Genomic DNA, 24,829 nt, shown 5'->3' on the forward strand with positions numbered 1-24,829 from the left:
ATGAGGCCGGCGATAAACTCGTTGCGAAATTCGCGGAGCGGTTGCGTCGCAATGAACGCCGACGCGGCCAAAGCCGCCCGTGCGGCGTCAACTCGACGCGGTAATCGGCTCGACGCGGCGCGGTGCATAGGTTTCCCAACCGCTGCATCCGGGGCACTGCCAGTAGAAAAGCCGCGCCCGGAAACCACAATTCTGGCACGTATAGCGTGGCAGATTCTTGGTGCGCTGGCGGATCAGTGTGTGCATCAGTTCGAGCTCGCTGCGCCGCGGCTCTTCGGCGACGGCCTGCTGCGCTTCGAGCAGACGCGTCATGCCGGCCAGATTCGGCGACTTCTGCATCTGCGTGCGCGCGAGCGCATGCGCGGCATCGGCGCCGCGCAGCGACGCGACGTACTGATACGCGACGTCGAGCAGATCGTTGCTCGGATGACGGTCGACCCACGTGGTCAGCAGATCGGCGCCCTCCTGCGCGCGGCCGAGCGCTTCATACGCCTTCATGATTTTCTCGGCGACGAGCGGCAGATACGCGGGGTTCTGCTCCTCGACGCCGCGCCATTGACCGATCGCCGCTTCGGACGCGCCGCCGGCCGCGTCGACGTCGCCGAACAGGATCGTCGCGCGCACGTTGGTCGGGTTCGCCTTCAGCGCGAGACCGAGCTGATGACGCGCTTCGTCCGGTTTCTTCTGCTGCAGCGCTTCCTGAGCAAGTTCGCAATGGAACTGCGCGATTTCCTTCTCGAGCGACGGTGCGCCCATCGTTTCGAGATGTCGCGCGGTATCGATCGACTTGACCCAGTCCTTCTCGATCTCGTAGATCGTCAACAGCGCGCGTTGAGCGCCGAGTGCGTAATCGCCCGCCTGCAGCGAGCGGAAGGTTTCCTCGGCACGGTCGAGCAGACCCGCTTTCAGGAAGTCCTGGCCGAGTTCGTACAGCGCGTGATCGCGCTCACTGACAGGCAGGTCCGCGCGGCTCAGCAGATTTTGATGCACGCGGATCGCTCGATCCGTTTCGCCGCGCCGGCGGAACAGATTGCCGAGCGCGAAATGCAATTCGACCGTTTCAGGGTCGAGCTTGACGACCTCGATGAATGCGTCGATCGCCTGGTCGGGCTGCTCGTTGAGCAGGAAGTTCAGGCCGCGAAAATAGGACCGCGGCAGGTTCGCGCTTTCGGACAGCAGCGTCTTGAGGTCGTAGCGCGCCGCCATCCAGCCGAACGCGAATGCGACGGGTATGACCAGCAGCCACCAGAAGTCTAGATCCATGCGACTAATGCAAATGTGCGGGAAAGGGAAAACGAAAAGCCGCGCTCAGAGCGCGCGGCGCAACGGAGTTCAGATCAGCGGCGGCATCGGCGGCTGCTCGACGACGGCTGGAGTTTCGCGCGCCACGCGCAATTCGCGCCTGAGCCGGCCATTCTCCATGCGCAGACGTACGACGGCCGGCACCGCCGACACGAGCCCCGCAAGCAAGCCGATCACGAAAAACGCGAGACCGATCAGAATCAGAGGCGCCGACCAGACGTAGCCGGCGAGGAAATTCAGCGTAGCGGGTTGCGTGTTGGAGAGCGCCAGCACCAGCAGCAGCACGAACACCAGCACACGGATCAGCCAGACGATAAATTTCATGAATAGATCTCTTGACGGCAGTTGCGGGGTGACGCCGGCTCGATGACGCGTCGCGCCACGGTGTTGCCCGCGCCGAAGTGACCCGTATTGTAATGGATGACCTCGGGGCTGGGCAGCAAGTGGCGGGATGGCGCACTGACGGGCGATTCGCGAAATGCAAAGGCCGCACCGGAAGGCGCCCTCTTCTCAAACGATGGTCGAAAAAAAAGCGCCCGAAGGCGCTTTTCCTGGTCTTTTGCCGACTGGCTTTGGCCGCTGACGCTAGCTATGCCACGCTGCAAGACGCACAGCGGAGTCATTAAAGGTCGTCATCCGGCTCTTCGGCCTTCAGCGGCTCGCCCGCGCGACGATCCACCCGCTCGCGCAATTCCTTGCCTGGCTTGAAGTGCGGTACGTACTTCTCAGGTACCAGCACCTTTTCGCCCGACTTCGGATTGCGTCCAACGCGGGAGGGACGGCGGTTGAGCCCGAAGCTGCCGAAGCCTCGAATTTCGATGCGATGACCTTTGGCAAGTGCCTCCGACATCGCATCGAGCATCGTCTTCACCGCGAAATCCGCATCCTTGAGAACAAGTTGCGGAAACCGCGTAGCCAGCTGGGCGACCAATTCCGATTTGGTCATACTGCAGCAGACCTCTCAGGCTTACTGGTTCTGGCCGTCGAGCTTGGCCTTCAGCAGCGCGCCGAGGTTCGTCGTGCCGGTAGCGGCTGCGCTCGAATCCGAAGCAGCGAGACCGCGGATGGCTTCCTGCTGCTCAGCCGAATCCTTCGCCTTGATCGACAGGTTGATGCCACGCGACTTGCGATCGATGTTGATGATCATCGCGTTGACCTTGTCGCCTTCCTTCAGCACGTTGCGAGCGTCTTCCACGCGGTCCTGGGCGATTTCCGAAGCACGCAGGTAGCCTTCGACTTCACCCGACAGCTGGACCACAGCACCCTTCGCGTCCACCGACTTGACAGTACCGTCGACGACCGAACCCTTGTCGTTCATTGCAACGTAGTTGCTGAACGGGTCGCCTTCGAGCTGCTTGATACCCAGCGAAATACGTTCCTTCTCGACGTCGATGCCGAGAACGATCGCTTCCACTTCGTCGCCCTTCTTGTACTTGCGAACGGCTTCCTCGCCGGTTTCGCTCCACGACAGATCCGACAGGTGAACCAGACCGTCGATGCCGCCCGGCAGACCAATGAACACGCCGAAGTCGGTGATCGACTTGATGGCGCCGCTGATCTTGTCGCCCTTCTTGAAGTTGCGGCTGAAGTCGTCCCACGGGTTCGGCTTGCACTGCTTCATGCCGAGGCTGATACGACGGCGGTCTTCGTCGATTTCGAGAACCATGACTTCGACTTCGTCGCCCAATTGGACAACCTTCGACGGAGCAACGTTCTTGTTGGTCCAGTCCATTTCCGACACGTGGACGAGGCCTTCGATGCCCGATTCCACTTCGACGAATGCGCCGTAGTCGGTGATGTTGGTGACCTTACCGAACAGACGCGTGCCCGACGGGTAACGGCGCGAGATGCCTTCCCACGGATCGTCGCCCAGTTGCTTGATACCGAGCGAAACGCGGTTCTTTTCCTGGTCGAACTTGAGGATCTTCGCGGTGACTTCCTGGCCAACCGACAGAACTTCGCTCGGGTGACGCACACGACGCCATGCGATGTCCGTGATGTGCAGCAGGCCGTCGATACCGCCGAGGTCCACGAACGCGCCGTAGTCGGTGATGTTCTTGACCACGCCTTCGACGATCGCGCCTTCCTTCAGCGTTTCGAGCAGCTTCGCGCGCTCTTCGCCTTGCGTTGCCTCGATGACAGCGCGGCGCGACAGCACGACGTTGTTACGCTTGCGGTCGAGCTTGATGACGCGGAATTCGAGCGTCTTGCCTTCGTACGGGGTGGTGTCCTTGACCGGACGCGTATCAACCAGCGAACCCGGCAGGAACGCGCGGATCCCGTTGACCATCACGGTCATACCGCCCTTGACCTTGCCCGTGATCGTGCCGGTTACGAGTTCGTTGTTGTCCAGCGCCTTTTCCAGCGACAGCCACGAAGCCAGACGCTTCGCCTTGTCACGCGACAGGATGGTGTCGCCATAGCCGTTTTCCAGCGCGTCGATCGCGACGGAAACGAAGTCGCCCGCCTGCACTTCTACCTCGCCCGCGTCGTTCAGGAACTCTTCGAGCGGGATGTAGGCTTCGGACTTCAGACCAGCGTTCACGACCACGAAGTTGTGGTCGACACGCACGACTTCCGCGGAGATCACTTCGCCAGCGCGCATGTCCTGCTTGGTCAGCGACTCTTCGAACAGAGCCGCAAAAGATTCGGTATTCGGGGTAGAGGTTTGCAGGTCGGACATAAAAATCAGAGTTTGCATGGTCTTCGCAACGCCTGGCTCACCGGACTGGTCAGCAACTGCGGCAAATACGCGAACGCCACGCGGGGTTAAAGGGTTAAAAAAACAACGCTTCGCGACCATCGCGAAGCACCTACCAACAACAGGACTGCCGCTGTCTGGCCACTACCGCATGACCGTCTCAGTTACGCATGCGGGACCAGCGCTTCATACCATTGCACCACCTGCTCGACCGCCTGGTCGACCGACAATGCGGAGGTATCAAGCAGTTTTGCATCCGCCGCGGGCTTGAGCGGCGCGGCCGCGCGCTGACTGTCACGCTCGTCGCGCTCACGCAAATCCCGGAGCAAGTCATCTATATTAGCAGAAAATCCTTTTTGGATCAATTGCTTATGCCGGCGCGTCGCGCGGGCCTCGACGCTCGCCGTCATGAACACCTTCAGCACGGCATCCTGAAAGATCACGGTGCCCATGTCGCGCCCGTCGGCGACGAGCCCCGGCTCCTTGCGAAACGCCCGCTGACGCGCCACCAGCGCGGTTCGCACCTGCGCGTGAACGGCGATCGCCGAGGCGCGGCTGCCCACTTCCTCGGCACGAATTTCGGTCGATACATCGACGCCGTCGAGCTGCGCGAGCCCCTCGCGAAACGTGATATGGAGGTCGTCGATCAGTTTGACAAGTGCGTCGACGTCGTCCGCCGCGATGCCGTAGCGCAGGCTCGCGAGTGCCGCGAGCCGGTAGAGCGCGCCGCTGTCGAGCAGGTGAAAGCCGAGGTTGGCGGCCACCATCGCGGCCACAGTGCCTTTGCCGGAGGCGCTGGGGCCGTCGATCGTAATGACGGGCGTCTGGTGAAAGGGACGGATCGGTTTCATCTAAAAATGTCGCACATCGGGCGATTCGCACGCGAATCTGGATTGCATCAGGGTTGCGCGAGCGCCGTGAAGCGCTCGAAATAATCGGGGAACGTCTTGCCGACGCACTTCGGGTCATTGATGCGGATCGGCACACCGCCCAAGCTCACGAGCGAGAAGCACATCGCCATACGGTGGTCGTCGTAGGTGTCGATCGCGGCATTCGGGATGAGCTTTTCGGGCGGCGTGACGACGAGGAAATCCTCGCCCTCCTGCACCTTCGCGCCGACCTTGCGCAGCTCGGTCGCCATCGCGGCGATGCGGTCGGTTTCCTTGACGCGCCAGCTTGCGATGTTGCGCAGCGTGGTCGTGCCGTCCGCGAACAGCGCGGCGACCGCGATCGTCATCGCGGCGTCGGGGATCAGGTTGAAGTCCATGTCGATCGGATCGAGCTTGCCATGGTCGTTGCCGACGCCGCGCACTTCGATCCAGTCCTCGCCCATCTGCAGGTTCGCGCCCATCTTGATCAGCGCATCGGCAAAGCCGACGTCGCCCTGGATGCTCGCGCGGCCCACCCCTTCCACTCTCAGCGGGCCGCCGCCGAGCGCTCCCGCGGCGAGGAAATACGACGCCGACGACGCATCCCCTTCCACCATGATCGCGCCTGGCGACTGATAACGCTGCCCGGCCGGCACCACGAACTGGTGCCAGCCGTGACGCTCGACGTCGATGCCGAAGCGCGCCATCAGCTTGATCGTGATCTCGATGTACGGCTTCGAGATCAGCTCGCCGTCGACCTGCACGGTGGTGACGCCGCTCGCGGTGCGCAAGAGCGGCAGCGTCATCAGCAGCGAGGTCAGAAACTGGCTCGACACGTCGCCGCGCACGCGGATCGGCGCGTCGGCCGTGATCTGGGCGGGACGGATGCGTAGCGGCGGATAGCCTTCGTTCTGTTCGTAGTCGATCTTCGCGCCGATCTGGCGCAGGCCGTCGACGAGATCGCCGATCGGCCGCTCGTGCATGCGCGGCACGCCGTGGATCCGGTAATCGCCGCCGTTCACGGAGAGGGCCGCGGTCAGCGGACGCACCGCCGTACCCGCGTTGCCGAGGAACAGGTCGGCCGTTCGCGCGGTGAACGCGCCGCGCGTGCCGGTCACCACGCAGGTGTCACCGTCACGCTTCAGACGTACGCCAAGCTTTTCGAGCGCGGCGAGCATCACTCGGGTGTCATCGGAATCGAGCAGGTTCGTGATCGTCGTCTCGCCTTCGGCGAGCGCGGCGAGCAGCAGCACGCGGTTCGAGATGCTCTTCGAGCCGGGCAGACGGATCGTGCCGGACGCACGGGAAAAAGGTCCGAGATCGAGGAATTCCATGATGTGTCCAGTTTCCGGTTATTTGGACGCGTCGCTGGCGGCCACGCCAGCCGCGCGCTGCTCCTGCCACTGACTGCGCGCGACGCGCGAGCGCGCGAACACCGCCTCGAGCGCGGCGCCGTCGCCGGCCTCGATCGCCGTGCGCAGGCGCGCGAGCACCGCGGTATACGCGTCGAGTTCGTCGAGCAGCGCCGCGCGATTGGCGACGCAGACGTCGCGCCACATCTCCGGACTCGACGCGGCGATGCGCGTGAAGTCGCGGAATCCGCCCGCCGCGAACGAGAACTTCAAAGCGGCGTCGGGCGAACTGAGGATCTGTTCGACGAGCGCGAACGACAGCACGTGCGGTAGATGACTGACCGACGCGAACACGCGGTCGTGCTGCTGCGGCGTCATGTCCCGCACCAAGGCGCCGGTGGCGCGCCACATCGCCGCGACGCGCTCGACCGCTTCCGGCGCGTTCTCCGGCAGCGGGCACAGCACGACGTTGCGGTTCACGTACAGATCGGGCAACGCGGCGTCGACGCCGCTCGACTCGCGGCCGGCGATCGGATGGCCCGGCACGAACTGGCCGATCCGTGCACCGAGCGCCGCGCGCGCGGCGGCGACCACGTCGGACTTGGTGCTGCCCGCATCGGTGACGATCGTGTTGGCGTCGAGATGCAGCGCGATGCGTTCGAGCAGCGGCTGTGTCTGCGCGACCGGCGCCGCGAGCAGCACGAAGTCCGCGCCCGCTAGCGCGTCGCGCAGCGCGGCGTCGTCGGTGAGCGCCGCGGCGCCGTCGATCACCCCGAGCGCCAACGCGCGCTCGCTCGACGCGGACGTCCGTCCCACCCCAACCACCGTGCGTGCCCCGCCGGCCTCGCCGCGTTCACGCAACGCGCGCGCGAGCGATCCGCCGATCAGGCCGACACCGAAAATCACCAGCTTGTTAAAAGAAAACGCGGCCACGTCGCTCACACAATACGGACAATAAGCGCGCCGCTCCTGCCGGCCGGCGCGCGGGATCAAGGAGCAATGCTTACGCAGCGGCAGGCTCGGCAAGCGTCTTTTCGAGCGCCGCGAGGAACGCTCCGTTTTCCTCCGGCAGGCCGATCGTGATGCGTAGCCACTGCGGCAAACCGTAGTTGCCGACCGGTCGCACGATCACAGCCTGTTTCAGCAGCGCGAGATTCACCCGGGCGCCGGCTTCGTCGTCACCGCCGACGCGCACGAGCACGAAGTTACCTTCGGATGGCACGTATTCGAGACCGAGCTTGTCGAACGCCTCGGTCAGAAGCTTATAGCCCTGCGCGTTCAGCGCTGCGCTCTTTTCCAGAAATGCGCTGTCGCTCAGTGCCGCAATCGCCGCGGCCTGCGCGAGCGTATTGACGTTAAACGGCTGACGCAGTCGATTCAGCAGATCGGTCAAGCTGGGCTGCGCGATCGCGAAGCCAATACGCAGGCCCGCCAGGCCGAACGCCTTCGAGAAAGTGCGCGACACCAGCAGGTTCGGATAGCGGCGCACCCAGTCGATCGAGTTATAGCGCTTGTCCGCCGACAGATACTCGGTGTACGCCTCGTCGAGCACGACGACCACATGGCGCGGCACTTTGCCGAGAAACGCCTCGAGCGTCGGACCGTCGACGAACGTACCGGTCGGATTGTTCGGATTGGCGACGAACACGAGACGCGTGTCGTCGTCGATCGCGGCAAGCATCGCGTCGAGGTCGTGACCATAGTGCACGGCCGGCACGACGATCGCGCGCGCGCCGACGCCTTGCGTTGCGAGCGCATAGACCGCGAACGAATACTCCGAGAACACTACCGCCTGGCCCTTCTCGACGAACGCGTGCGCGGCGAGTTCGAGGATGTCATTGCTGCCGTTGCCGAGCGTGATCCACTCGGCCGGCACGCCGTAGCGCGCGGCGAGTGCCGCCTTCAGTTCGAAACCGTTCGAGTCCGGATAGCGGCCGAGGTCGGCGATCGCCTGCGCCATCGCGCGCTGCGCGGATTCCGGCATGCCGAGCGGATTCTCGTTCGATGCCAGCTTCACGATGCTCGCCTCGTCGAGACCAAACTCGCGGGCCACTTCCGAAATCGGCTTGCCGGCGATGTACGGCGCGATCGCACGCACATAGGAAGGGCCGAAAGACGCTGTCATGAAAATCTCCGAACGACGATGGATAGTGAAATATGCGTTCGGGCAGTGCACTTGGCGCCGCCCGGACTGCGCTGCCAGCCCTTACCGGGCGCGCGGATACGAGCCGAGTATTTTCAGGAACGCGGCCTTCTCGCCGAGCCCGGCGAGCGCGGCGGCCACGGCCGGGTCGTCGCGATGGCCTTCGACGTCGATATAGAAGTAGTACTCCCACGTGCCGACGCGCGCCGGGCGCGATTCGAAACGCGTCATCGACACGCCGTGGCGCGCCAGCGGCTCGAGCAGCTTGACCATCGCACCCGGTTCGTTCACGACCGACACAATCAGCGAGGTCTGGTCGTAGCCGCTCGGACCGGTCGGCTGCTTGCCGATCATCACGAAGCGTGTGCGGTTGTGCGGATCGTCCTGGATCAGCGCGTTGGTGACCTGCAGGCCGTAGTGGATCGCGGCGCGGTCGCCGGCGATGGCCGCGACGGTCGGATCTTCGGCTGCCATCCGTGCAGCTTCCGCGTTGCTCGACACCGCCTGGCGCTCGAGATGCGGCGCGTTGGTCGACAGCCAGCGCTGGCACTGCGCGAGCGCCTGGGCGTGCGCGCACACGCGCGTGACGCCGGCGAGCCCGTTTTGCGTGAGCAGGTTGTGATGAATCGGCAATGCGAGTTCGCCGCCGATGGTCAGCTGCGTTTGCAGCAGCAGATCCAGCGTGCGCGACACCGCGCCTTCGGTCGAATTCTCGACCGGCACGACGCCGTAGTCGGCGGCGCCCGCCTCGACGGAGCGGAACACTTCATCGATCGACGGGCACGGCAGCCCTTCGATCGACTGACCGAAGTACTCATGCATCGCCTGTTCGCTATAGGTGCCGACGGGCCCGAGGTACGCGGCCTTGATGGTCTTTTCGAGCGCGCGGCTTGCGGCCATGATCTCGCGCCAGATCGCGCTGATGTGTTCGTCCGCAAGCGGCCCCGCGCTCATCTCCTGCAGGCGCGCGATCACCTGCATCTCGCGCTCGGGTCGGAACACCGGTGCGTTGAAATGCTTCTTGACCTCCCCGACTTCGAGCGCGACCGACGCGCGCTGGTTCAGGAGCGCGATCAGCTGCGCGTCGAGCGCGTCGATGCGATCGCGCAGAGGTTTGAGTCGTGTATTGAGTTCGTCGTCCATGCGTAAAACGGCTTTGCCGGGTAACTGCTGGAAAAGATGCGCACGCCTGCCGGTCAGTGTGACTCAGGCACTGCGCTGTTCGAATTCCTTCATGTATTCGACAAGCGCTTTGACGCCTTCGAGCGGGACGGCGTTATAAATCGACGCCCGCATGCCGCCGACGGACTTGTGGCCCTTTAGCTGCACCAATCCCCGCGCTTTCGCGCCGGACAGGAAATCTTCGTTGCGCGACTCGTCGACGAGAAAGAACGGTACGTTCATCCGGGAGCGCGAGCCACGCTCGACCTTGTTCAGATAGAAGCTGCTCGAGTCGATCGTGTCGTACAGCAGCTTCGATTTTTCGAGGTTGCGTGCCTCCATCGCCAGGAGGCCGCCCTGCTTCTTCAACCACTTGAACACGAGCCCGGCGATATAGATCGCGTAGGTGGGCGGAGTGTTGTACATCGAATTGTTCTCGGCGACGGTCTTCCATTCGAACGCCGACGGGCAGATCGGCATCGCGCGATCGAGCATGTCCTCACGCACGATCACGACCGTCACGCCGGCCATGCCGATGTTCTTCTGCGCACCGCCGAACAGCACGCCGTATTTGGCGATGTCCATCGGGCGCGACAGGATATGCGACGACGCGTCCGCGACGAGCGGAGTATCGCCGAGGTCGGGAATCTCGAACGTTTCGACGCCGTGAATGGTCTCGTTGGTGCACAAGTGCACGTAAGCCGGATCGTCCGACAGCTGCCATTCAGAGCGCGCCGGCGCGCGGGTGAAGCCCTCGGCTGTCTTGCCGGTCGCGGCGAGATGCACGCTGCCGTATTTCTGCGCTTCCTTGAACGATTTCTCCGACCACGAGCCGGTGATGACGAAATCCGCGCGCGGTTTCGAGCCGAGCAGGTTCATCGGCACGATCGCGTTTTCGCCGAGTCCGCCGCCCTGCAGAAACAGGATGCGGTGGCTTGCCGGCACCTGCAGCAACTCGCGCAGATCGGTCAGCGCTTCCTCGTGGATCAACATGAATTCCTTGCCGCGATGGCTCATTTCCATCACGCTCATACCACTGCCTTGCCAATTCAGCATCTCGTCGGCTGCCTGGCGCAGCACTTCTTCGGGCATGGCCGCCGGGCCGGCAGAGAAATTAAAGACGCGCATGTGAGGTCCTGGAAGCGGGTGCGAAATAACGAAGTCGCGCGGGAATCGGCGAAAAGAACAGCGAAATGGCTCGCCGAAAAAGAAAATGGCCGTCTGCGCCAGTGCGCAAACGGCCATTATCGCATTGTCGCCGCCAACCCGCCACGCCGGGTGGCCCAGCGGGCGCGACGACAGGCCGGCTGATCAGCGCAGCCTGCGAGCGGAATTTACTTGGCAGCCGGCTTGACCGATGCGACTTCCTTGTCGGCCTGCTCACGCGTTGCCTTGATCGATTCCGGCATGTACTTCTGCATCAGACCGTTCACGACGTCGCGGCCAACCTGGTCTTGCACCTGGATGAACTTGCGACCGGTCGGGCTCTTGTAGAACGTGGTCAGATCCTTGATTTCCGACGTGCTGTAGTACTTCGCGTACGCGTCGTACTGAGATTGCATCGCGTCCTGACGGAAAGAGTCGGTCGCGAACACCTGGCCCGCGCTGTCCACCAGCTTCGGCACCGCGTTCTTTTGCAGCGTCGGCACGGCGGCTTGCTTCTGCTTGTCCGTCATCGTCTTGTTCTCGGTCAGCGCGTCCGACAGGATTGCCGGAACGAGCTGCTTGGCCTGCATCTGCGCGCTGTTGCCGATTGCGCCAACCAGCTTCTGCGCATCGATGGCGTCGAGCAGCTCCTTGATGGCAGCTTGCTTGGCCGGATCAACCGGTGCTGCTGCGGCAGCCGGAGCCGCAGGCGCCTGGTTCTGCAGCGCTTGAGCCATGGCGAAGGTCGGCACGATGGCAGCCAGCAACATCAGTTGTTTGAATCGTTTTTGCATCACTACTCCCTAAGAGAAATTAACTTGAACTGCACGCCACACGGGAAAGCGTACCGGCCCGATACGCGGTGACCCGCAGCGTAGCTTCAACGTATTAACTGAGACTGAAAGCCGCTGGCACGGATCAAGCCGCGCCGCCGCCCTCACCGCCGTTATCACCTTCAGCGGAGCCGTCGGAATCGCTTTCCGACTCGCCCTCGGCCTCCGCTACCTGTTGCAGACCGGACAGCTTGGTCCCTTCGTCAAGGCTGATGAGTGTAACACCTTGCGTTGCGCGTCCCATTTCGCGAATTTCCGACACGCGCGTGCGAATCAGCACGCCCGTCGTGGTAATCAGCATGATCTGCGCTTCCGGGTCCACGAGCGTCGCGGCAACGACCTTGCCGTTACGCTCCGACGTCTGGATTGCGATCATGCCCTTCGTGCCGCGGCCGTGACGCGTGTACTCGCTGATTGGGGTGCGCTTGCCGTAGCCGTTCTCGGTTGCGGTGAGCACCGACTGCTGCTCGTCGCCGGCCACCAGCAACGCGATCACGTTCTGGCCGTCCTCGAGTTGCATGCCGCGCACGCCGCGCGCCTCGCGGCCCATCGGACGCACGTCGTTTTCGTCGAAGCGCACTGCCTTGCCCGAATCCGAGAACAGCATCACGTCGTGCTGGCCGTCGGTGATCGCGGCGCCGATCAGGTAATCGCCCTCATCGAGACCGACCGCAATAATACCCTTGCGCAACGGCCGGCTAAATGCTTCCAGCGGCGTCTTTTTTACCGTTCCCAACGCGGTCGCCATGAACACGAACTTGTCGGCCGAGAACTCCTTGACCGGCAGCACGACCGTGATCTTTTCGCCTTCTTGCAGCGGGAACATATTGACGATCGGCCGGCCGCGCGAATTGCGCGAACCCTGCGGCACTTCGTAGACCTTGACCCAGTACACACGGCCGCGGTTCGAGAAGCACAGGATGTGGTCGTGCGTATTGGCAATGAACAGCGTGTCGATCCAGTCGTCTTCCTTCATGGAAGTGGCCTGCTTGCCACGACCACCGCGCTTCTGGGCTCGATATTCGGACAACGGTTGCGATTTCACGTAGCCCGCGTGCGACATCGTCACGACCATTTCCTGCGGCGTGATCAGGTCTTCGGTGTTCAGCTCGGTCGCGTTCAATTCGATCTTCGAGCGACGCGCATCGCCGAATTCGGCCTTGATGGACGTGAGTTCGTCGACGATGATTGCCGAAATGCGTTCCGGGCGAGCGAGAATGTCCAGCAGGTCAGCGATCTGCGCCATCACGTCGCGGTATTCGCCGATGATCTTGTCTTGCTCGAGACCGGTCAGTCGCTGCAGGCGCATCTGCAGGATTTCCTGCGCCTGCGTATCGGACAGACGGTAAAGGCCGTCGGTCTGCATGCCGAACGACGGGTTCAGTCCCTCCGGACGATAAGCTTCGCGACCGCCCGCCGACCCGTTTTCCGACTCTGCGCGTGACAGCATATCGCGCACGAGCGACGAATCCCACGCGCGCGACATCAGTTCCTGCTTGGCGATCGGCGGTGTCGGCGCGGCCTTGATGAGCGCGATGAATTCGTCGATGTTCGCGAGCGCAACCGCGAGACCTTCGAGCACGTGACCACGTTCGCGCGCCTTGCGCAGTTCGTAGACGGTGCGCCGCGTCAGCACTTCCCGGCGATGCGACAGGAAGCACGTCAGCATTTCCTTCAGATTCAGGAGCTTCGGCTGGCCGTCGACGAGCGCGACCATGTTCATACCGAACGTGTCCTGAAGCTGGGTCGCCTTGTACAGATTGTTCAGCACGACCTCGGGCACTTCGCCGCGCTTCAGCTCGATCACGACGCGCATCCCGCTCTTGTCGGATTCGTCGCGGATGTCGGAAATGCCTTCGAGCTTCTTCTCGTTGACGAGCTCGGCGATGCGCTCGAGCAGCGAGCGCTTGTTCACCTGATAGGGCAGCTCGTCGACAATGATCGCCATGCGCTGGCCACGGTCGATTTCCTCGAAGTGCGTCAGCGCGCGCATCACGACGCGGCCGCGGCCGGTGCGATAGCCGTCGCGCACGCCGGCCACGCCGTAGATGATGCCGGCGGTCGGGAAGTCGGGCGCGGGGATGATCTCGATCAGCTCGTCGATCGTCGCTTCCGGGTTTTTCAGCAGATGCTGACACGCGTCGACGACTTCATTGAGGTTGTGCGGCGGGATATTGGTCGCCATGCCGACCGCGATGCCGGACGAGCCATTGATAAGCAGATTAGGGATGCGCGCGGGCAGGATGGCCGGCTCGTTCTCGCTGCCGTCGTAGTTCGGCACGAAGTCGACCGTTTCCTTGTCGATGTCGGCCAGCAGTTCGTGGCCGATCTTCGCCATGCGGATTTCGGTGTAACGCATCGCCGCGGCGTTGTCGCCGTCGACGGAACCGAAGTTCCCCTGGCCGTCGACGAGCATGTAGCGCAGCGAGAAGTCCTGCGCCATCCGTACGATCGTGTCGTATACAGCGGTGTCGCCGTGCGGATGGTATTTACCGATGACGTCGCCGACGATACGCGCCGACTTCTTGTAGGCGCGGTTCCAGTCGTTGTTCAGTTCGTGCATCGCGTACAGCACGCGCCGGTGCACCGGCTTCAGGCCATCGCGGACATCGGGAAGCGCTCGCCCTACGATCACGCTCATCGCGTAATCGAGATACGAACGGCGCATTTCCTCCTCAAGGGAGATTGGCAGAGTCTCTTTGGCGAATTGATCCATTATCCGTATCTTTTACGTGCGAAGGCGGGGTTTCGCCGCTTCTTCGCGTAAGCATTGCAGGCGCAACGCATCACGCGATTCTAACATGCCACGAATCCACGCCCGACGAAGGTACGTATACATATTAGAGGGGCACCCGCCAACACCTCGCCGATCACACAATTTCAGTCTCGTCAGGCTCGATTCCTGCGTGGGACCAATTCGCCGCTCAGCCAGAGCCGGCGGACCGCTCAGACGAAAACATTTGTTGCGCATGCACCACAATTGGAGGGGGATTTGATCGGGGGCGGATTTTTTTTTCGTCGGAAGGGAACGATATGGCAAAATGCCAACGCACAAAGAGTCAGACACTGCTCGAAGTCTACACAGACGGTTTTTGTTCCGCACCAATGTTATACTTCGAGCAATGTATGACTGGTCTTCGTCAACAGGCTCGCAGTAAACCTGCGGTAATCTCAATTTCGAGAGGAGAAATATGAATAAACTTTCAAAGCTCGCGTTCATTGCAGCTACCGCAGTTATGGCTGCATCCGCCATGGCGCAGTCGGTGCCGGCGTCGCGACAAGCTACCAACGACAACTGGGTGAATGGTACTGGCGAATACGTGTGGATGAACGGCACGAACGAGCTTTGCTGGCGCGATGCATTCTGGACGCCCGCAACGGCTAACGCCAAGTGCGACGGCGCTCTGGTTGCTCAGGCTCCGACCCCGCCGGCACCGGTCCCTCCGCCTCCGGCTATCTCCAGCGAAAAGATTACGTATCAAGCTGATGCGCTGTTCGACTTCGACAAGGCAATCCTGAAGCCGGCCGGCAAGGAACGTCTGAGCGAACTGGCATCGAAGATCCAAGGCATCAACCTCGAAGTCGTCGTCGCTACGGGCCACACCGACCGTATCGGTTCCGTCGCCTACAACGACCGTCTGTCGCTGCGTCGTGCTCAAGCTGTGAAGGCCTTCCTGGTCAGCAAGGGCGTCGAAGCCAACCGTATCTACACGGAAGGCAAGGGTCCGCGCAACCCGGTTACCACCGGTTGCAACCAGAAGAACCGCAAGCAACTCATCGCCTGCCTCGCACCGGACCGCCGCGTGGAAGTCGAAGTTGTCGGTACGCCGAAGCAGTAAGCTGGAAAATTACCGCAGTATCGAAAGCCCCGCTTCGGCGGGGCTTTTTTTATGCGCGGGTACCGCGGCCTGGCGTGATGCGCGACGCAGGAGGGCCCCGCTCAGCTACCAGCGGCTCGCAGCTTGCATCAGCGCCCGCTACCCGACGCGCTTTTGCCGCTCTTTCTCTCGCCCTATATACTCAGGGTTTATCCTCGAGCGTCCGCTCACCGCTTTCATCGAGGCAGCCTTCACCATGACCAACGCCGATCCTCACGAACTACAGAAATTCAGCGACCTCGCGCATCGTTGGTGGGACCCGAACGCCGAATTCAAGCCGCTGCACGAACTGAATCCGATTCGTCTAAGCTGGATCGACGCCCACGCCCATCTCGCCGGCAAAAAGGTGCTCGATATCGGCTGCGGCGGCGGCATCCTGTCGGAATCGATGGCAGGTTTGGGCGCTCATGTGAAGGGCATCGATCTGTCGACGCAGGCACTCGGTGTCGCCGATCTTCACAGTCTTGAAAGCGGCGTAACCGTCGATTACGAAGAAATCGCGGCTGAGGCGCTGGCCGCACGCGAACCGGGCACCTATGACGTGGTCACCTGCATGGAAATGCTCGAGCACGTGCCCAGGCCGGCCGCGATCGTCGAGGCCTGCAAGAATCTCGTGAAGCCGGGCGGCTGGGTGTTTTTCTCCACGCTGAACCGCAATGTCAAGTCGTATCTGTTCGCGGTGATCGGCGCCGAATACATCGCGCGAATGCTGCCGATGGGCACGCACGACTACGCGCGCTTCATCCGCCCGTCGGAGCTCGCCGGCTTCGTGCGCGCCGCCGAGCTGCGCACGGCGGACATCAAGGGCATCGTGTACAACCCGCTCAGCAAGCTTTTCGCGCTGTCGTCCGACACGAGCGTCAACTATATGCTCGCCTGTCGCCGCGACGCCTGAATTGCCCGAACCGCCCCGATCCGCCGTATCCGAAACGAACAATGAGCGACCCGACTCCCCTGCCGCAACGCGAAGACAACGACGACGCGCTTGGCTTTTGCCTCGCCGTGCTTTTCGACCTCGACGGCACGCTTGCCGACACGGCGCCCGACCTCGCGGCCGCCGTCAACAAGATGCGCCACGACCGGGGGCTCGAGATGGTGCCGCTCGAGAAGCTGCGACCGCTGGCTTCAGCCGGAGCGCGCGGACTGATCTGCGGGGCGTTCGGCATCGGGCCCGATCATCACGAATTCGCATCGATGCGCGAGGAGTTTCTCGCGAACTACGAAGCAGATCTGTGCATCGAGACGACGCTCTTTCCGGGTATCGCGGAAGTGCTCGACGAACTCGACGCGCGCGGCGTGCGCTGGGGCATCGTCACGAACAAGGTCGCGCGGCTTACCGAGCCGCTCGTCGCGCAACTCGGGCTCGAGGAGCGCGCCGGCTGCGTGGTGAGCGGCGACACGACCCCGCATTCGAAGCCGCACCCCGCGCCGTTGCTGCACGCGGCGCGTGAACTGGACATCGCGCCGGAGCGCGTCGTCTATATCGGCGACGATCTGCGCGACGTGCAGGCCGGTTTTGCCGCCGGCATGAAGACCGTCGCCGCGGCGTACGGCTATTGCGGCAACGACATTCCGCCGACACGGTGGCACGCGCAACACGTCGTAGAATCGACGGCCGAGTTGCAAACCCTGCTGCGCGACATCGGCTGACAAAGTCAGACAGATCGGCTGAAGGTCCCGTCCCGCACTGTTGTTAACCATGTTGCACCATTCAGCGGCCACCAAAGACGCACGACGCGGCCCTCGATCTATTGTAAAATCTCCTTTGGCTCACATATGTGAGCAACGAACCGCGGGGGCGACCTGGTTTCGACAGGGGTTGCGAAGCGGCTAGGGCATGTCGAGGACCCGTCACCTCGTTAATCAATGGGAAAAACGTAACTGCAAACGACGATACGTTCGCACTGGCAGCCTAAGGGCCGCCGTCCTCTGCCTAGTTCACTGACGGGCTAGTGTCGCAAGACCGGTAGCAATACCGACAGAGGTCATATACGTCAGTTAAGCCTTGGCGGCGTCACGACGTCCGGGTCGAAAATTTAGTGAATCGCCGTAGCGCAGCGTGTTCGTCCGCGTCGCTGCGGTTAAATCAAAAGACAGAACTAAACATGTAGAACTGGTCGTAGAGGACTTCTGGACGCGGGTTCGATTCCCGCCGCCTCCACCAAATACCTGGAACGTTCGCGATGAACGGCCCCAAAAAACCCCGGTAGCGTAACGCTGCCGGGGTTTTTTATTTTCGGCACCGTCCGCGACGCTTTGCGGGCCGGCCACACATCTCCCCTTCACTCAGCGGGGACGCACAACACGCCCCGGTAAATCCGCGGCCGCTGCCTATACTCGTAGCTCGAAGCGAGTCGTCACTCGTCAACCACGTCGCCAAAACAGGAGCCTGCGTCATGCGCAAGACCATCGCTCTGCTGGCCCCGCTCGCACTCGCCGTGCTACACGCCCGGTGCCTTTGCCGATCCGCCCAAACTGTCCGACGGCCGCTTCGTCACCGCTGACGGCATGACGCTCTACACGTTCGACAAGGACACCAGGCCCGGCGTCAGCGCCTGCACCGGCGGCTGCATGAGCAACTGGCCGGCGGCCACGGCGGCGCCGACCGACAAGCCGTCGGGCGATGCAAAGGGGGACGGTTTCAAGGCAATCTGGCACATCGCCAGGCCATAAGAAGTCACTCCAGCCGGCAACTGGGCCGCCATCGCCCCCACCACAAAGCACAACGCCGACCCAAGGGCCGGCGTTGCGTCAAACCTCGAAGCCCGAGCCAATTCTTATTCGTCTTTCGGGCACTGCAGATTGCAGCCATTCGGATCGCCCATGTCGCCGCGCTTGCGCGCCTGCGAACGTTGGCCGTGCTGATACTTGTCCGACGGGGCTGACGCGGCGAATGGCATCTGCGGATGCTCGTTAATGCGGAATTCGTCGGTCAGGATGCCACCCGGCACGCCAGGCGAATTTTGCGCGTAAGCAACGGAGACGGTGGCACAGAGCACACCAGCCGCGGCAGCGGCGGCACATGCATGGAGAAGAGCTTTCATGTCGGTTCAGCGCAGCTTGGCGCGCGGTAAAGGCGGATACGAAGCCAAGAGAGTAGCCGAAACCGGCGCGCTGCGCAGCCGCGCACGCCGAGCGCCACCGCTTTTCTGGTTACAGGCTCTTACTCCGCCGTTACGCGAGCGCGCCGCCGAGCCCCTCGTCCAGATCGACGAGCCTGCCGCAGTCGCACGGATCGTAGCCAGCGAGCTGCTCGACGCGTTGGTGAAACGCGCTGCCGCGCAACAGGTTGATCACCGTCGCGAGCGGCGCGCGAGAGAGGTGCGCGCGATCGCACGCGAAGTAATAGTCCTCGTCGACGATCGGAATGAAGTCGAGCCCGAAATGATGCGCGGCCGGTTCGACGCCGAAGCCTATGTCCACCATGCCGCTCGCGACGAACGCCGCGATCGCCGAGTGCGTCAGCTCGGTCGACGCATAGCCGTTGACGCGGTCCGGGTCCACACCGACCTGTCGCAGCGCGAGATCGAGCAGCATCCGCGTACCCGAGCCCGGCTGGCGGTTGACGAAACGGATGTCGTCGCGCGCCAGATCGCCGAGCCCGCCGATCCGCTTCGGATTGCCCTTGCCGACGAACAGACCCTGCTTGCGTCGGGTCAGATGCACGAGCACATGACGTTGCGGATCGAGCCAGCGCCGGTAGGTATCGGCGCACACCGCGCGGAACTCGCCGAGCGGCAGATGAAAGCCCGCCAGATCGCACTCGCCGCGCGCGAGCGCACTGACCGCCTCGGCGCTGTCGCGGTACTTGATCTCGACCGGCAGATCGTTGGCGACCAGCACCGTCACAAGCGCGGCCACCGCGTAACCGTGCGACGCGTGGATGCGCACGTCATCGGCGGGGGGCGCAAGCCAGCGGTTCAGATCGCTCGCCACTTCGCTCGCGAGCGCCTGCAAATTGCCGTCGAGCCGCTCGCCGCAGAGCCGCTGCCCGCGCAGCACCGCGTGACCGAGCTCGGACAACACCGAGCCGCGCCCACGCTCTTTCGCAATCAAAGGACCACCAAACCGCTCCTCGATGCTGCGCAGCAAGCCCCATGCATGCCGATAGGACAAACCCTTAAGCGCCGCGGCCTGCGCAATGCTGCCAGATTCATCGACGAGCGCGAGCAGCGGCACCACGTCAGACAGGCTGGCCTCGCGACCGTCCGCGCCCTTCACCACCAGCTCGACCTGACATTCGATCCTGACCATATATGTTTGACTGTTTCCTATTGCGCGCGCCGGTCGGCCCGCCTATCTTTCGGCTATACCGTATCGAATAAGCGAAGCATACGTGCATGCATTATGAATAACAAGTGCATATATTGCTTCGGAGGAGCCCCCTTTGGACGATTCTCTCGCCACGGCGCCGGATCAGCTCGTGCAACGTCACGCGCAGCCGGGCCGCACACTCATCACGATCCTGCACGCGATCCAGGACGAACTCGGCTTTGTGCCACCCGCGGCGGTCGGACCGCTCGCCCGCGCGCTGAACCTGTCGCGAGCGGAAGTGCACGGCGTCATCACTTACTACCATCACTTTCGCACCTCACCCGCCGCGCCCGTCACGGTGCAGCTGTGCCGCGCCGAAGCGTGCCGCAGCATGGGCACCGAGGCGCTTGCCCAGCACATCGAGGCGCACACCGGATGCCGCTTCGACGCCGGTCACCATGACGGCGCAACGGTGGAACTCGAATCGGTGTACTGCCTCGGCCAATGCGCGCTGTCGCCGGCGATGATGCTCAACGGCACGCTGCACGCGCGCGTGTCGCCGCAAAAATTCGACGCACTGTTCGCCGCTGCCCGCAAATGCGTGGAGGTGCCGGCATGACGCGCATCTATGTTCCGCGAGATTCCTCGGCGCTCGCGCTCGGCGCCGATGCGCTGGCCGAAGCCATCGCCAGCGAAGCCGCGCGCCGCGACATTGCGATCGAACTGATCCGCAACGGTTCGCGCGGGTTGCTGTGGCTCGAACCGCTCGTCGAAGTTGCGACGCCCGAAGGCCGCATCGGCTATGCGAATGTCGACGTGGAAGACGTCGCCGCGTTGTTCGACGCGGGCTTCGTCGGCGGCGGCGAGCATGCGCGGCGCGTCGGCGTGGTCGACGAGATTCCGTATCTGAAGAAGCAGCAGCGCCTGACCTTCGCGCGGATCGGCATCACCGACCCGCTGTCCATCGACGATTACGTCGCGCACGGCGGCCTCGAAGGCCTACGCAACGCCCTGCAAACCGACGCCGATGCCGCCTGCGAAGCGCTGATCGAATCCGGTCTGCGCGGCCGCGGCGGCGCGGCCTTTCCGGCCGGCATCAAGTGGCGCACGGTGCGCGGCGCGAAAGCCGCGCAGAAGTACGTCGTCTGCAATGCCGACGAAGGCGATTCCGGCACCTTCTCCGATCGTCTCGTGATGGAAAGCGATCCGTACGTGCTCATCGAAGGCATGATCATCGCCGGCGTCGTGACCGGCGCGACCGTCGGCTACATCTATGTGCGCAGCGAATACCCGCACTCGATCGCGACGCTCGAAGCTGCCATCGCCCGTGCGCGCACAGCCGGCTGGCTCGGCGACAGCGTGCTCTCGAGCGGGCAGCGTTTCGAGCTGTTCGTCGCGAAAGGCGCGGGCTCGTATGTGTGCGGCGAGGAAACCGCGATGCTGGAATCGCTCGAAGGCAAGCGCGGCATCGTCCGCGCCAAGCCGCCGGTGCCCGCACTCGTGGGTCTCTATGGCCAGCCCACCGTGATCAACAACGCGATCACGCTCGCCACCGTGCCGATCATCTTCGCGCGCGGCGCCGCGTTCTATAAAGACTTCGGCATGGGCCGCTCGCGTGGCACGCTGCCGTTCCAACTGGCCGGCAACATCAAGCGAGGCGGCCTCGTCGAACTCGCGTTCGGCGTGACATTGCGCCAACTGCTCGACGACTTCGGCGGCGGCACCGCGAGCGGCCGGCCGGCGCGCGCGGTGCAGGTCGGCGGTCCGCTCGGCACCTATCTGCCGCCAAGCCAGTGGGACATTCCGATGGACTACGAGGCGTATGCGGCGATCGGCGCGGTGATCGGCCACGGCGGTCTCGTCGTGCATGACGACACCTCGAACCTTGCCGAACTCGCGCAATACGCGATGCACTTCTGCGCGCTCGAATCGTGCGGCAAATGCACACCGTGCCGGATCGGCTCGACGCGCGGCGTCGAGGTGATCGCGCGGATTCGCAACGGCGACACGTCGACGCGTCAAGTGCAATTGCTGCGCGATCTGTGCGACACGATGGTAGCCGGCTCGCTGTGCGCGATGGGTGGCATGACGCCGTATCCGGTGCTGTCCGCGCTCGATCATTTCCCTGAAGACTTCGGTCTCGCCGCCGATCCCACTGCCGAGCACGCCACCAAAGCGGCCGCGGCCTGACTCCAGGAGTTCACCATGTCCGACCAGTTCAACTCCCCTGCCGGCGCCCCGAAGGAAGTCCCCCTGGGGGGCGGCTGCGGCTCAGGCAACTGCGCGTGCAAGTCGCAAGCCCAGGCACGCGCCGCCAACGCGTTCGCCGACGACACCGACTACGGCACCCCCGCCCGTCACTCGGACGTCGACGTGACGCTCGAAATCGACGGCCAGGCGGTGACCGTACCGGCGGGCACGTCGGTGATGCGCGCGGCGGCTGAAGCTGGCGTCAACGTGCCGAAGCTGTGCGCGACCGATTCGCTCGAACCGTTTGGCTCATGCCGCCTGTGTCTGGTCGAAATCGAAGGACGGCGCGGCTATCCGGCCTCGTGCACGACGCCGGTCGAAGCCGGCATGAAGGTGCGCACGCAGACCGACCGTCTGCAGTCGCTGCGTCGCAACGTGATGGAGCTGTACATCTCCGACCATCCGCTCGATTGCCTGACCTGCCCCGCCAACGGCGACTGCGAACTGCAGGACATGGCGGGCGTGACCGGCCTGCGCGAAGTGCGCTACGGCTTCGACGGCGCGAATCATCTGAAGGACCAGAAGGACGAATCGAATCCGTACTTCACGTACGACCCGGCGAAGTGCATCGTCTGCAATCGCTGCGTGCGCGCGTGCGAGGAAACCCAGGGCACGTTCGCGCTGACGATCACCGGACGCGGCTTCGAATCTCGCGTCGCGGCCAGCGAGAACCAGCCGTTCATGGAATCGGAGTGCGTGTCGTGCGGCGCCTGCGTGGCCGCGTGCCCGACCGCGACCTTGCAGGAAAAGACCGTCGTGATGCTCGGCCAGCCCGAGCACTCGGTCGTCACCACCTGTGCCTATTGCGGCGTCGGCTGCTCGTTCAAGGCAGAGATGAAGGGCAACCAGGTCGTGCGGATGGTGCCGTACAAGAACGGCCAGGCCAACGAAGGCCATGCATGCGTGAAGGGCCGCTTCGCGTGGGGCTACGCGACGCACAAGGACCGCATCAAAAAGCCGATGATCCGCGCGACGATCACCGACCCGTGGCGCGAAGTCAGCTGGGACGAAGCGATCTCGTACGCGGCATCGGAATTCCGTCGCATCCAGGCGAAGCATGGGCGCGATTCGATCGGCGGCATCACGTCGTCGCGCTGCACGAACGAAGAGACTTACCTCGTGCAGAAGCTCGTGCGCGCCGCGTTCGGTAACAACAACGTCGACACCTGCGCGCGCGTCTGCCACTCGCCGACCGGCTATGGTCTGAAGACGACGCTCGGCGAATCGGCCGGCACGCAGACGTTCGCCTCCGTCGACAAAGCCGACGTGATCATGGTGATCGGCGCGAATCCGACCGATGGCCACCCGGTGTTCGCCTCGCGCCTGAAGCGGCGCGTGCGCGAGGGTGCGAAGCTGATCGTCGTCGATCCGCGGCGGATCGACATCGTCGATACGCCGCACGTGAAAGCGTCGCACCATCTGCAATTGCGGCCCGGCACCAACGTCGCGATCGTCAACGCGCTCGCGCACGTGATCGTCACCGAAGGCCTGGTCGACGAAGCGTTCGTCGCCGAGCGCTGCGAAACCCGCGCGTTCGAACAGTGGCGCGATTTCGTCGCGCTGCCGGAGAACTCGCCGGAAGCGACCGAAGCGGCGACCGGCGTGCCCGCGCAACAGGTACGCGAAGCCGCGCGCAGCTACGCGAGCGCCGGCAACGCCGCGATCTACTACGGCCTCGGCGTCACCGAACACGCGCAAGGCTCGACGATGGTGATCGGCATCGCGAACCTGGCGATGGCGACCGGCAACATCGGCCGCGAAGGTGTCGGCGTGAATCCGCTGCGCGGCCAGAACAACGTGCAGGGTTCGTGCGACATGGGCTCGTTCCCGCACGAGCTGCCCGGCTATCGTCACATCGGCGATCCGCTCGTGCGCACGCAGTTCGAAAACGCCTGGGCCGTCACACTGCAACCGGAACCTGGCCTGCGCATTCCGAACATGTTCGACGCCGCGCTGCACGGCAGTTTCAAAGGTCTGTACTGCCAGGGCGAGGACATCGTGCAGTCGGACCCGAACACGCATCATGTGGCGGCGGCGCTGTCGTCGATGGAATGCATCGTCGTGCAGGACATCTTCCTGAACGAGACCGCCAAGTATGCACACGTGCTGCTGCCCGGCTCGTCGTTCCTCGAAAAGGACGGCACGTTCACCAATGCCGAGCGCCGCATCTCGCGCGTGCGCAAGGTGATGCCGCCGCTCGCCGGCTACGCGGACTGGGAAGTCACGCAGCTGCTGTCGCGCGCGCTCGGCTACGAGATGGACTACACGCATCCGTCCGAGATCATGGACGAAATCGCGCGGCTCACACCGACCTTCCACGGCGTGTCGTACCAGAAGATCGACGAAATGGGCAGCATCCAGTGGCCATGCAACGAGGACGCGCCCGACGGCACGCCGACGATGCACGTCGACACCTTCGTGCGCGGCAAGGGCAGGTTCGTGATCACGAAGTTCATCGCATCGCCGGAGAAGGTCACGCGCAAGTATCCGTTGCTGCTGACGACCGGGCGCATTCTGTCGCAGTACAACGTCGGCGCGCAGACGCGCCGCACCGAGAATTCGCGCTGGCATGACGAAGACCGGCTCGAACTGCATCCGCACGATGCCGAGGAACGCGGCATCAAAACCGGCGACTGGGTCGGCATCGAATCGCGCGCGGGGCAGACCGTGTTGCGCGCGAAGGTGACGGAGCGGATGCAGCCGGGCGTCGTCTATACGACGTTCCACTTCCCCGAATCGGGCGCGAACGTGATCACGACCGACAGCTCCGACTGGGCGACCAACTGCCCCGAATACAAGGTGACCGCGGTGCAGGTGATGCCGGTCGAGCAGCCGTCGCAATGGCAGAAGGACTATTCGCGCTTCAATAGCGAACAGCTCGAACTGCTGAAGCAGCGCGAGCTGGCCAATGCGGCCGCGGCCGTCACCGCGGGCAAGTGA

Annotated in this window: 21 protein-coding genes and 1 other RNA gene; 8 read left to right on the forward strand and 14 right to left on the reverse strand. The window is 63.5% G+C overall.

Going from position 1 to position 24,829, the window contains the following annotated elements:
• Nucleotides 1–87 precede the first annotated feature (87 nt).
• The 12 genes from lapB to gyrA form a co-directional block, all read right to left on the reverse strand.
• The gene (gene lapB / locus F6X39_RS14560; protein ID WP_187617118.1) at nucleotides 88–1,263 is read right to left on the reverse strand and encodes a lipopolysaccharide assembly protein LapB; all 1,176 of its coding nucleotides are present in this window, start codon (nucleotides 1,261–1,263) and stop codon (nucleotides 88–90) included.
• Nucleotides 1,264–1,332: 69 nt separating this feature from the next.
• Entirely contained in the window at nucleotides 1,333–1,626 is a 294-nt protein-coding gene (locus F6X39_RS14565) for a lipopolysaccharide assembly LapA domain-containing protein (RefSeq protein WP_184027701.1), read from the reverse strand.
• Nucleotides 1,627–1,924: 298 nt separating this feature from the next.
• Nucleotides 1,925–2,248 carry an integration host factor subunit beta gene (locus F6X39_RS14570; RefSeq protein WP_006050255.1) on the reverse strand — a complete coding sequence of 108 codons (324 nt, stop codon included), beginning with the start codon at nucleotides 2,246–2,248 and terminating at the stop codon, nucleotides 1,925–1,927.
• Between the two features lie 21 nt (nucleotides 2,249–2,269).
• A complete protein-coding gene (gene rpsA / locus F6X39_RS14575; RefSeq protein ID WP_008921410.1) occupies nucleotides 2,270–4,003 on the reverse strand; it encodes a 30S ribosomal protein S1 in 1,734 nt (577 codons plus the stop codon).
• Between the two features lie 164 nt (nucleotides 4,004–4,167).
• A complete protein-coding gene (gene cmk / locus F6X39_RS14580; protein WP_187617119.1) occupies nucleotides 4,168–4,854 on the reverse strand; it encodes a (d)CMP kinase in 687 nt (228 codons plus the stop codon).
• Between the two features lie 47 nt (nucleotides 4,855–4,901).
• Nucleotides 4,902–6,206: a 3-phosphoshikimate 1-carboxyvinyltransferase gene (aroA, locus tag F6X39_RS36790; RefSeq protein ID WP_184027696.1), complete on the reverse strand. Its 1,305-nt coding sequence runs from the start codon at nucleotides 6,204–6,206 to the stop codon at nucleotides 4,902–4,904.
• Between the two features lie 18 nt (nucleotides 6,207–6,224).
• Nucleotides 6,225–7,166, reverse strand: a complete 942-nt coding sequence (locus tag F6X39_RS36795; protein ID WP_184028740.1) for a prephenate dehydrogenase — start codon at nucleotides 7,164–7,166, stop codon at nucleotides 6,225–6,227.
• 61 nt (nucleotides 7,167–7,227) lie between these two features.
• Nucleotides 7,228–8,349 carry a histidinol-phosphate transaminase gene (gene hisC / locus F6X39_RS14590; RefSeq protein ID WP_187617120.1) on the reverse strand — a complete coding sequence of 374 codons (1,122 nt, stop codon included), beginning with the start codon at nucleotides 8,347–8,349 and terminating at the stop codon, nucleotides 7,228–7,230.
• An 81-nt stretch (nucleotides 8,350–8,430) separates the two neighbouring features.
• Nucleotides 8,431–9,510, reverse strand: a complete 1,080-nt coding sequence (gene pheA / locus F6X39_RS14595) for a prephenate dehydratase (protein WP_018421374.1) — start codon at nucleotides 9,508–9,510, stop codon at nucleotides 8,431–8,433.
• Between the two features lie 63 nt (nucleotides 9,511–9,573).
• Nucleotides 9,574–10,656, reverse strand: a complete 1,083-nt coding sequence (gene serC / locus F6X39_RS14600) for a 3-phosphoserine/phosphohydroxythreonine transaminase (protein WP_184027687.1) — start codon at nucleotides 10,654–10,656, stop codon at nucleotides 9,574–9,576.
• Nucleotides 10,657–10,862: 206 nt separating this feature from the next.
• The gene (locus F6X39_RS14605; RefSeq protein ID WP_090801328.1) at nucleotides 10,863–11,468 is read right to left on the reverse strand and encodes a DUF2059 domain-containing protein; all 606 of its coding nucleotides are present in this window, start codon (nucleotides 11,466–11,468) and stop codon (nucleotides 10,863–10,865) included.
• 124 nt (nucleotides 11,469–11,592) lie between these two features.
• Nucleotides 11,593–14,223 carry a DNA gyrase subunit A gene (gyrA, locus tag F6X39_RS14610; RefSeq protein WP_187617121.1) on the reverse strand — a complete coding sequence of 877 codons (2,631 nt, stop codon included), beginning with the start codon at nucleotides 14,221–14,223 and terminating at the stop codon, nucleotides 11,593–11,595.
• 475 nt (nucleotides 14,224–14,698) lie between these two features.
• Between gyrA and ompA the strand changes: the two genes are divergently transcribed.
• The 5 genes from ompA to F6X39_RS14635 all read left to right on the forward strand — a co-directional run bounded on the left by ompA (nucleotide 14,699) and on the right by F6X39_RS14635 (nucleotide 18,058).
• A complete protein-coding gene (gene ompA, locus F6X39_RS14615; protein WP_090801331.1) occupies nucleotides 14,699–15,346 on the forward strand; it encodes an outer membrane protein OmpA in 648 nt (215 codons plus the stop codon).
• Between the two features lie 235 nt (nucleotides 15,347–15,581).
• Nucleotides 15,582–16,280: a bifunctional 2-polyprenyl-6-hydroxyphenol methylase/3-demethylubiquinol 3-O-methyltransferase UbiG gene (gene ubiG, locus F6X39_RS14620; protein ID WP_184027677.1), complete on the forward strand. Its 699-nt coding sequence runs from the start codon at nucleotides 15,582–15,584 to the stop codon at nucleotides 16,278–16,280.
• Nucleotides 16,281–16,321: 41 nt separating this feature from the next.
• Nucleotides 16,322–17,035 (forward strand): phosphoglycolate phosphatase, encoded by a 714-nt coding sequence (gene gph, locus F6X39_RS14625; RefSeq protein WP_187617122.1) that lies wholly within the window; start codon nucleotides 16,322–16,324, stop codon nucleotides 17,033–17,035.
• A 144-nt stretch (nucleotides 17,036–17,179) separates the two neighbouring features.
• Nucleotides 17,180–17,549, forward strand: a transfer-messenger RNA (tmRNA) gene (gene ssrA / locus F6X39_RS14630).
• A 311-nt stretch (nucleotides 17,550–17,860) separates the two neighbouring features.
• Nucleotides 17,861–18,058 (forward strand): hypothetical protein, encoded by a 198-nt coding sequence (locus F6X39_RS14635; RefSeq protein ID WP_316251688.1) that lies wholly within the window; start codon nucleotides 17,861–17,863, stop codon nucleotides 18,056–18,058.
• Between the two features lie 104 nt (nucleotides 18,059–18,162).
• Here F6X39_RS14635 and F6X39_RS14640 read toward each other — a convergent pair whose 3' ends face one another.
• Complete coding sequence (locus F6X39_RS14640; protein ID WP_184011032.1) at nucleotides 18,163–18,429, reverse strand: hypothetical protein; 267 nt, start codon at nucleotides 18,427–18,429, stop codon at nucleotides 18,163–18,165.
• 130 nt (nucleotides 18,430–18,559) lie between these two features.
• The gene (locus tag F6X39_RS14645) at nucleotides 18,560–19,639 is read right to left on the reverse strand and encodes a substrate-binding domain-containing protein (protein ID WP_187617123.1); all 1,080 of its coding nucleotides are present in this window, start codon (nucleotides 19,637–19,639) and stop codon (nucleotides 18,560–18,562) included.
• Nucleotides 19,640–19,772: 133 nt separating this feature from the next.
• Between F6X39_RS14645 and F6X39_RS14650 the strand changes: the two genes are divergently transcribed.
• The 3 genes from F6X39_RS14650 to fdhF are packed head-to-tail and all read left to right on the forward strand — an operon-like array spanning nucleotide 19,773 to nucleotide 24,829.
• Entirely contained in the window at nucleotides 19,773–20,258 is a 486-nt protein-coding gene (locus tag F6X39_RS14650; RefSeq protein WP_184011028.1) for an NAD(P)H-dependent oxidoreductase subunit E, read from the forward strand.
• On the forward strand, nucleotides 20,255–21,829 hold the full coding sequence (locus tag F6X39_RS14655) for a formate dehydrogenase beta subunit (RefSeq protein WP_187617124.1): 1,575 nt from the start codon (nucleotides 20,255–20,257) through the stop codon (nucleotides 21,827–21,829). The genes F6X39_RS14650 and F6X39_RS14655 overlap by 4 nt, the downstream gene beginning before the upstream one ends.
• A 15-nt stretch (nucleotides 21,830–21,844) precedes the next feature.
• Nucleotides 21,845–24,829 carry a formate dehydrogenase subunit alpha gene (gene fdhF / locus F6X39_RS14660; RefSeq protein ID WP_187617125.1) on the forward strand — a complete coding sequence of 995 codons (2,985 nt, stop codon included), beginning with the start codon at nucleotides 21,845–21,847 and terminating at the stop codon, nucleotides 24,827–24,829.

This window comes from Paraburkholderia sp. UCT2 (assembly GCF_014397665.1).
Classification (GTDB): domain Bacteria; phylum Pseudomonadota; class Gammaproteobacteria; order Burkholderiales; family Burkholderiaceae; genus Paraburkholderia; species Paraburkholderia tuberum.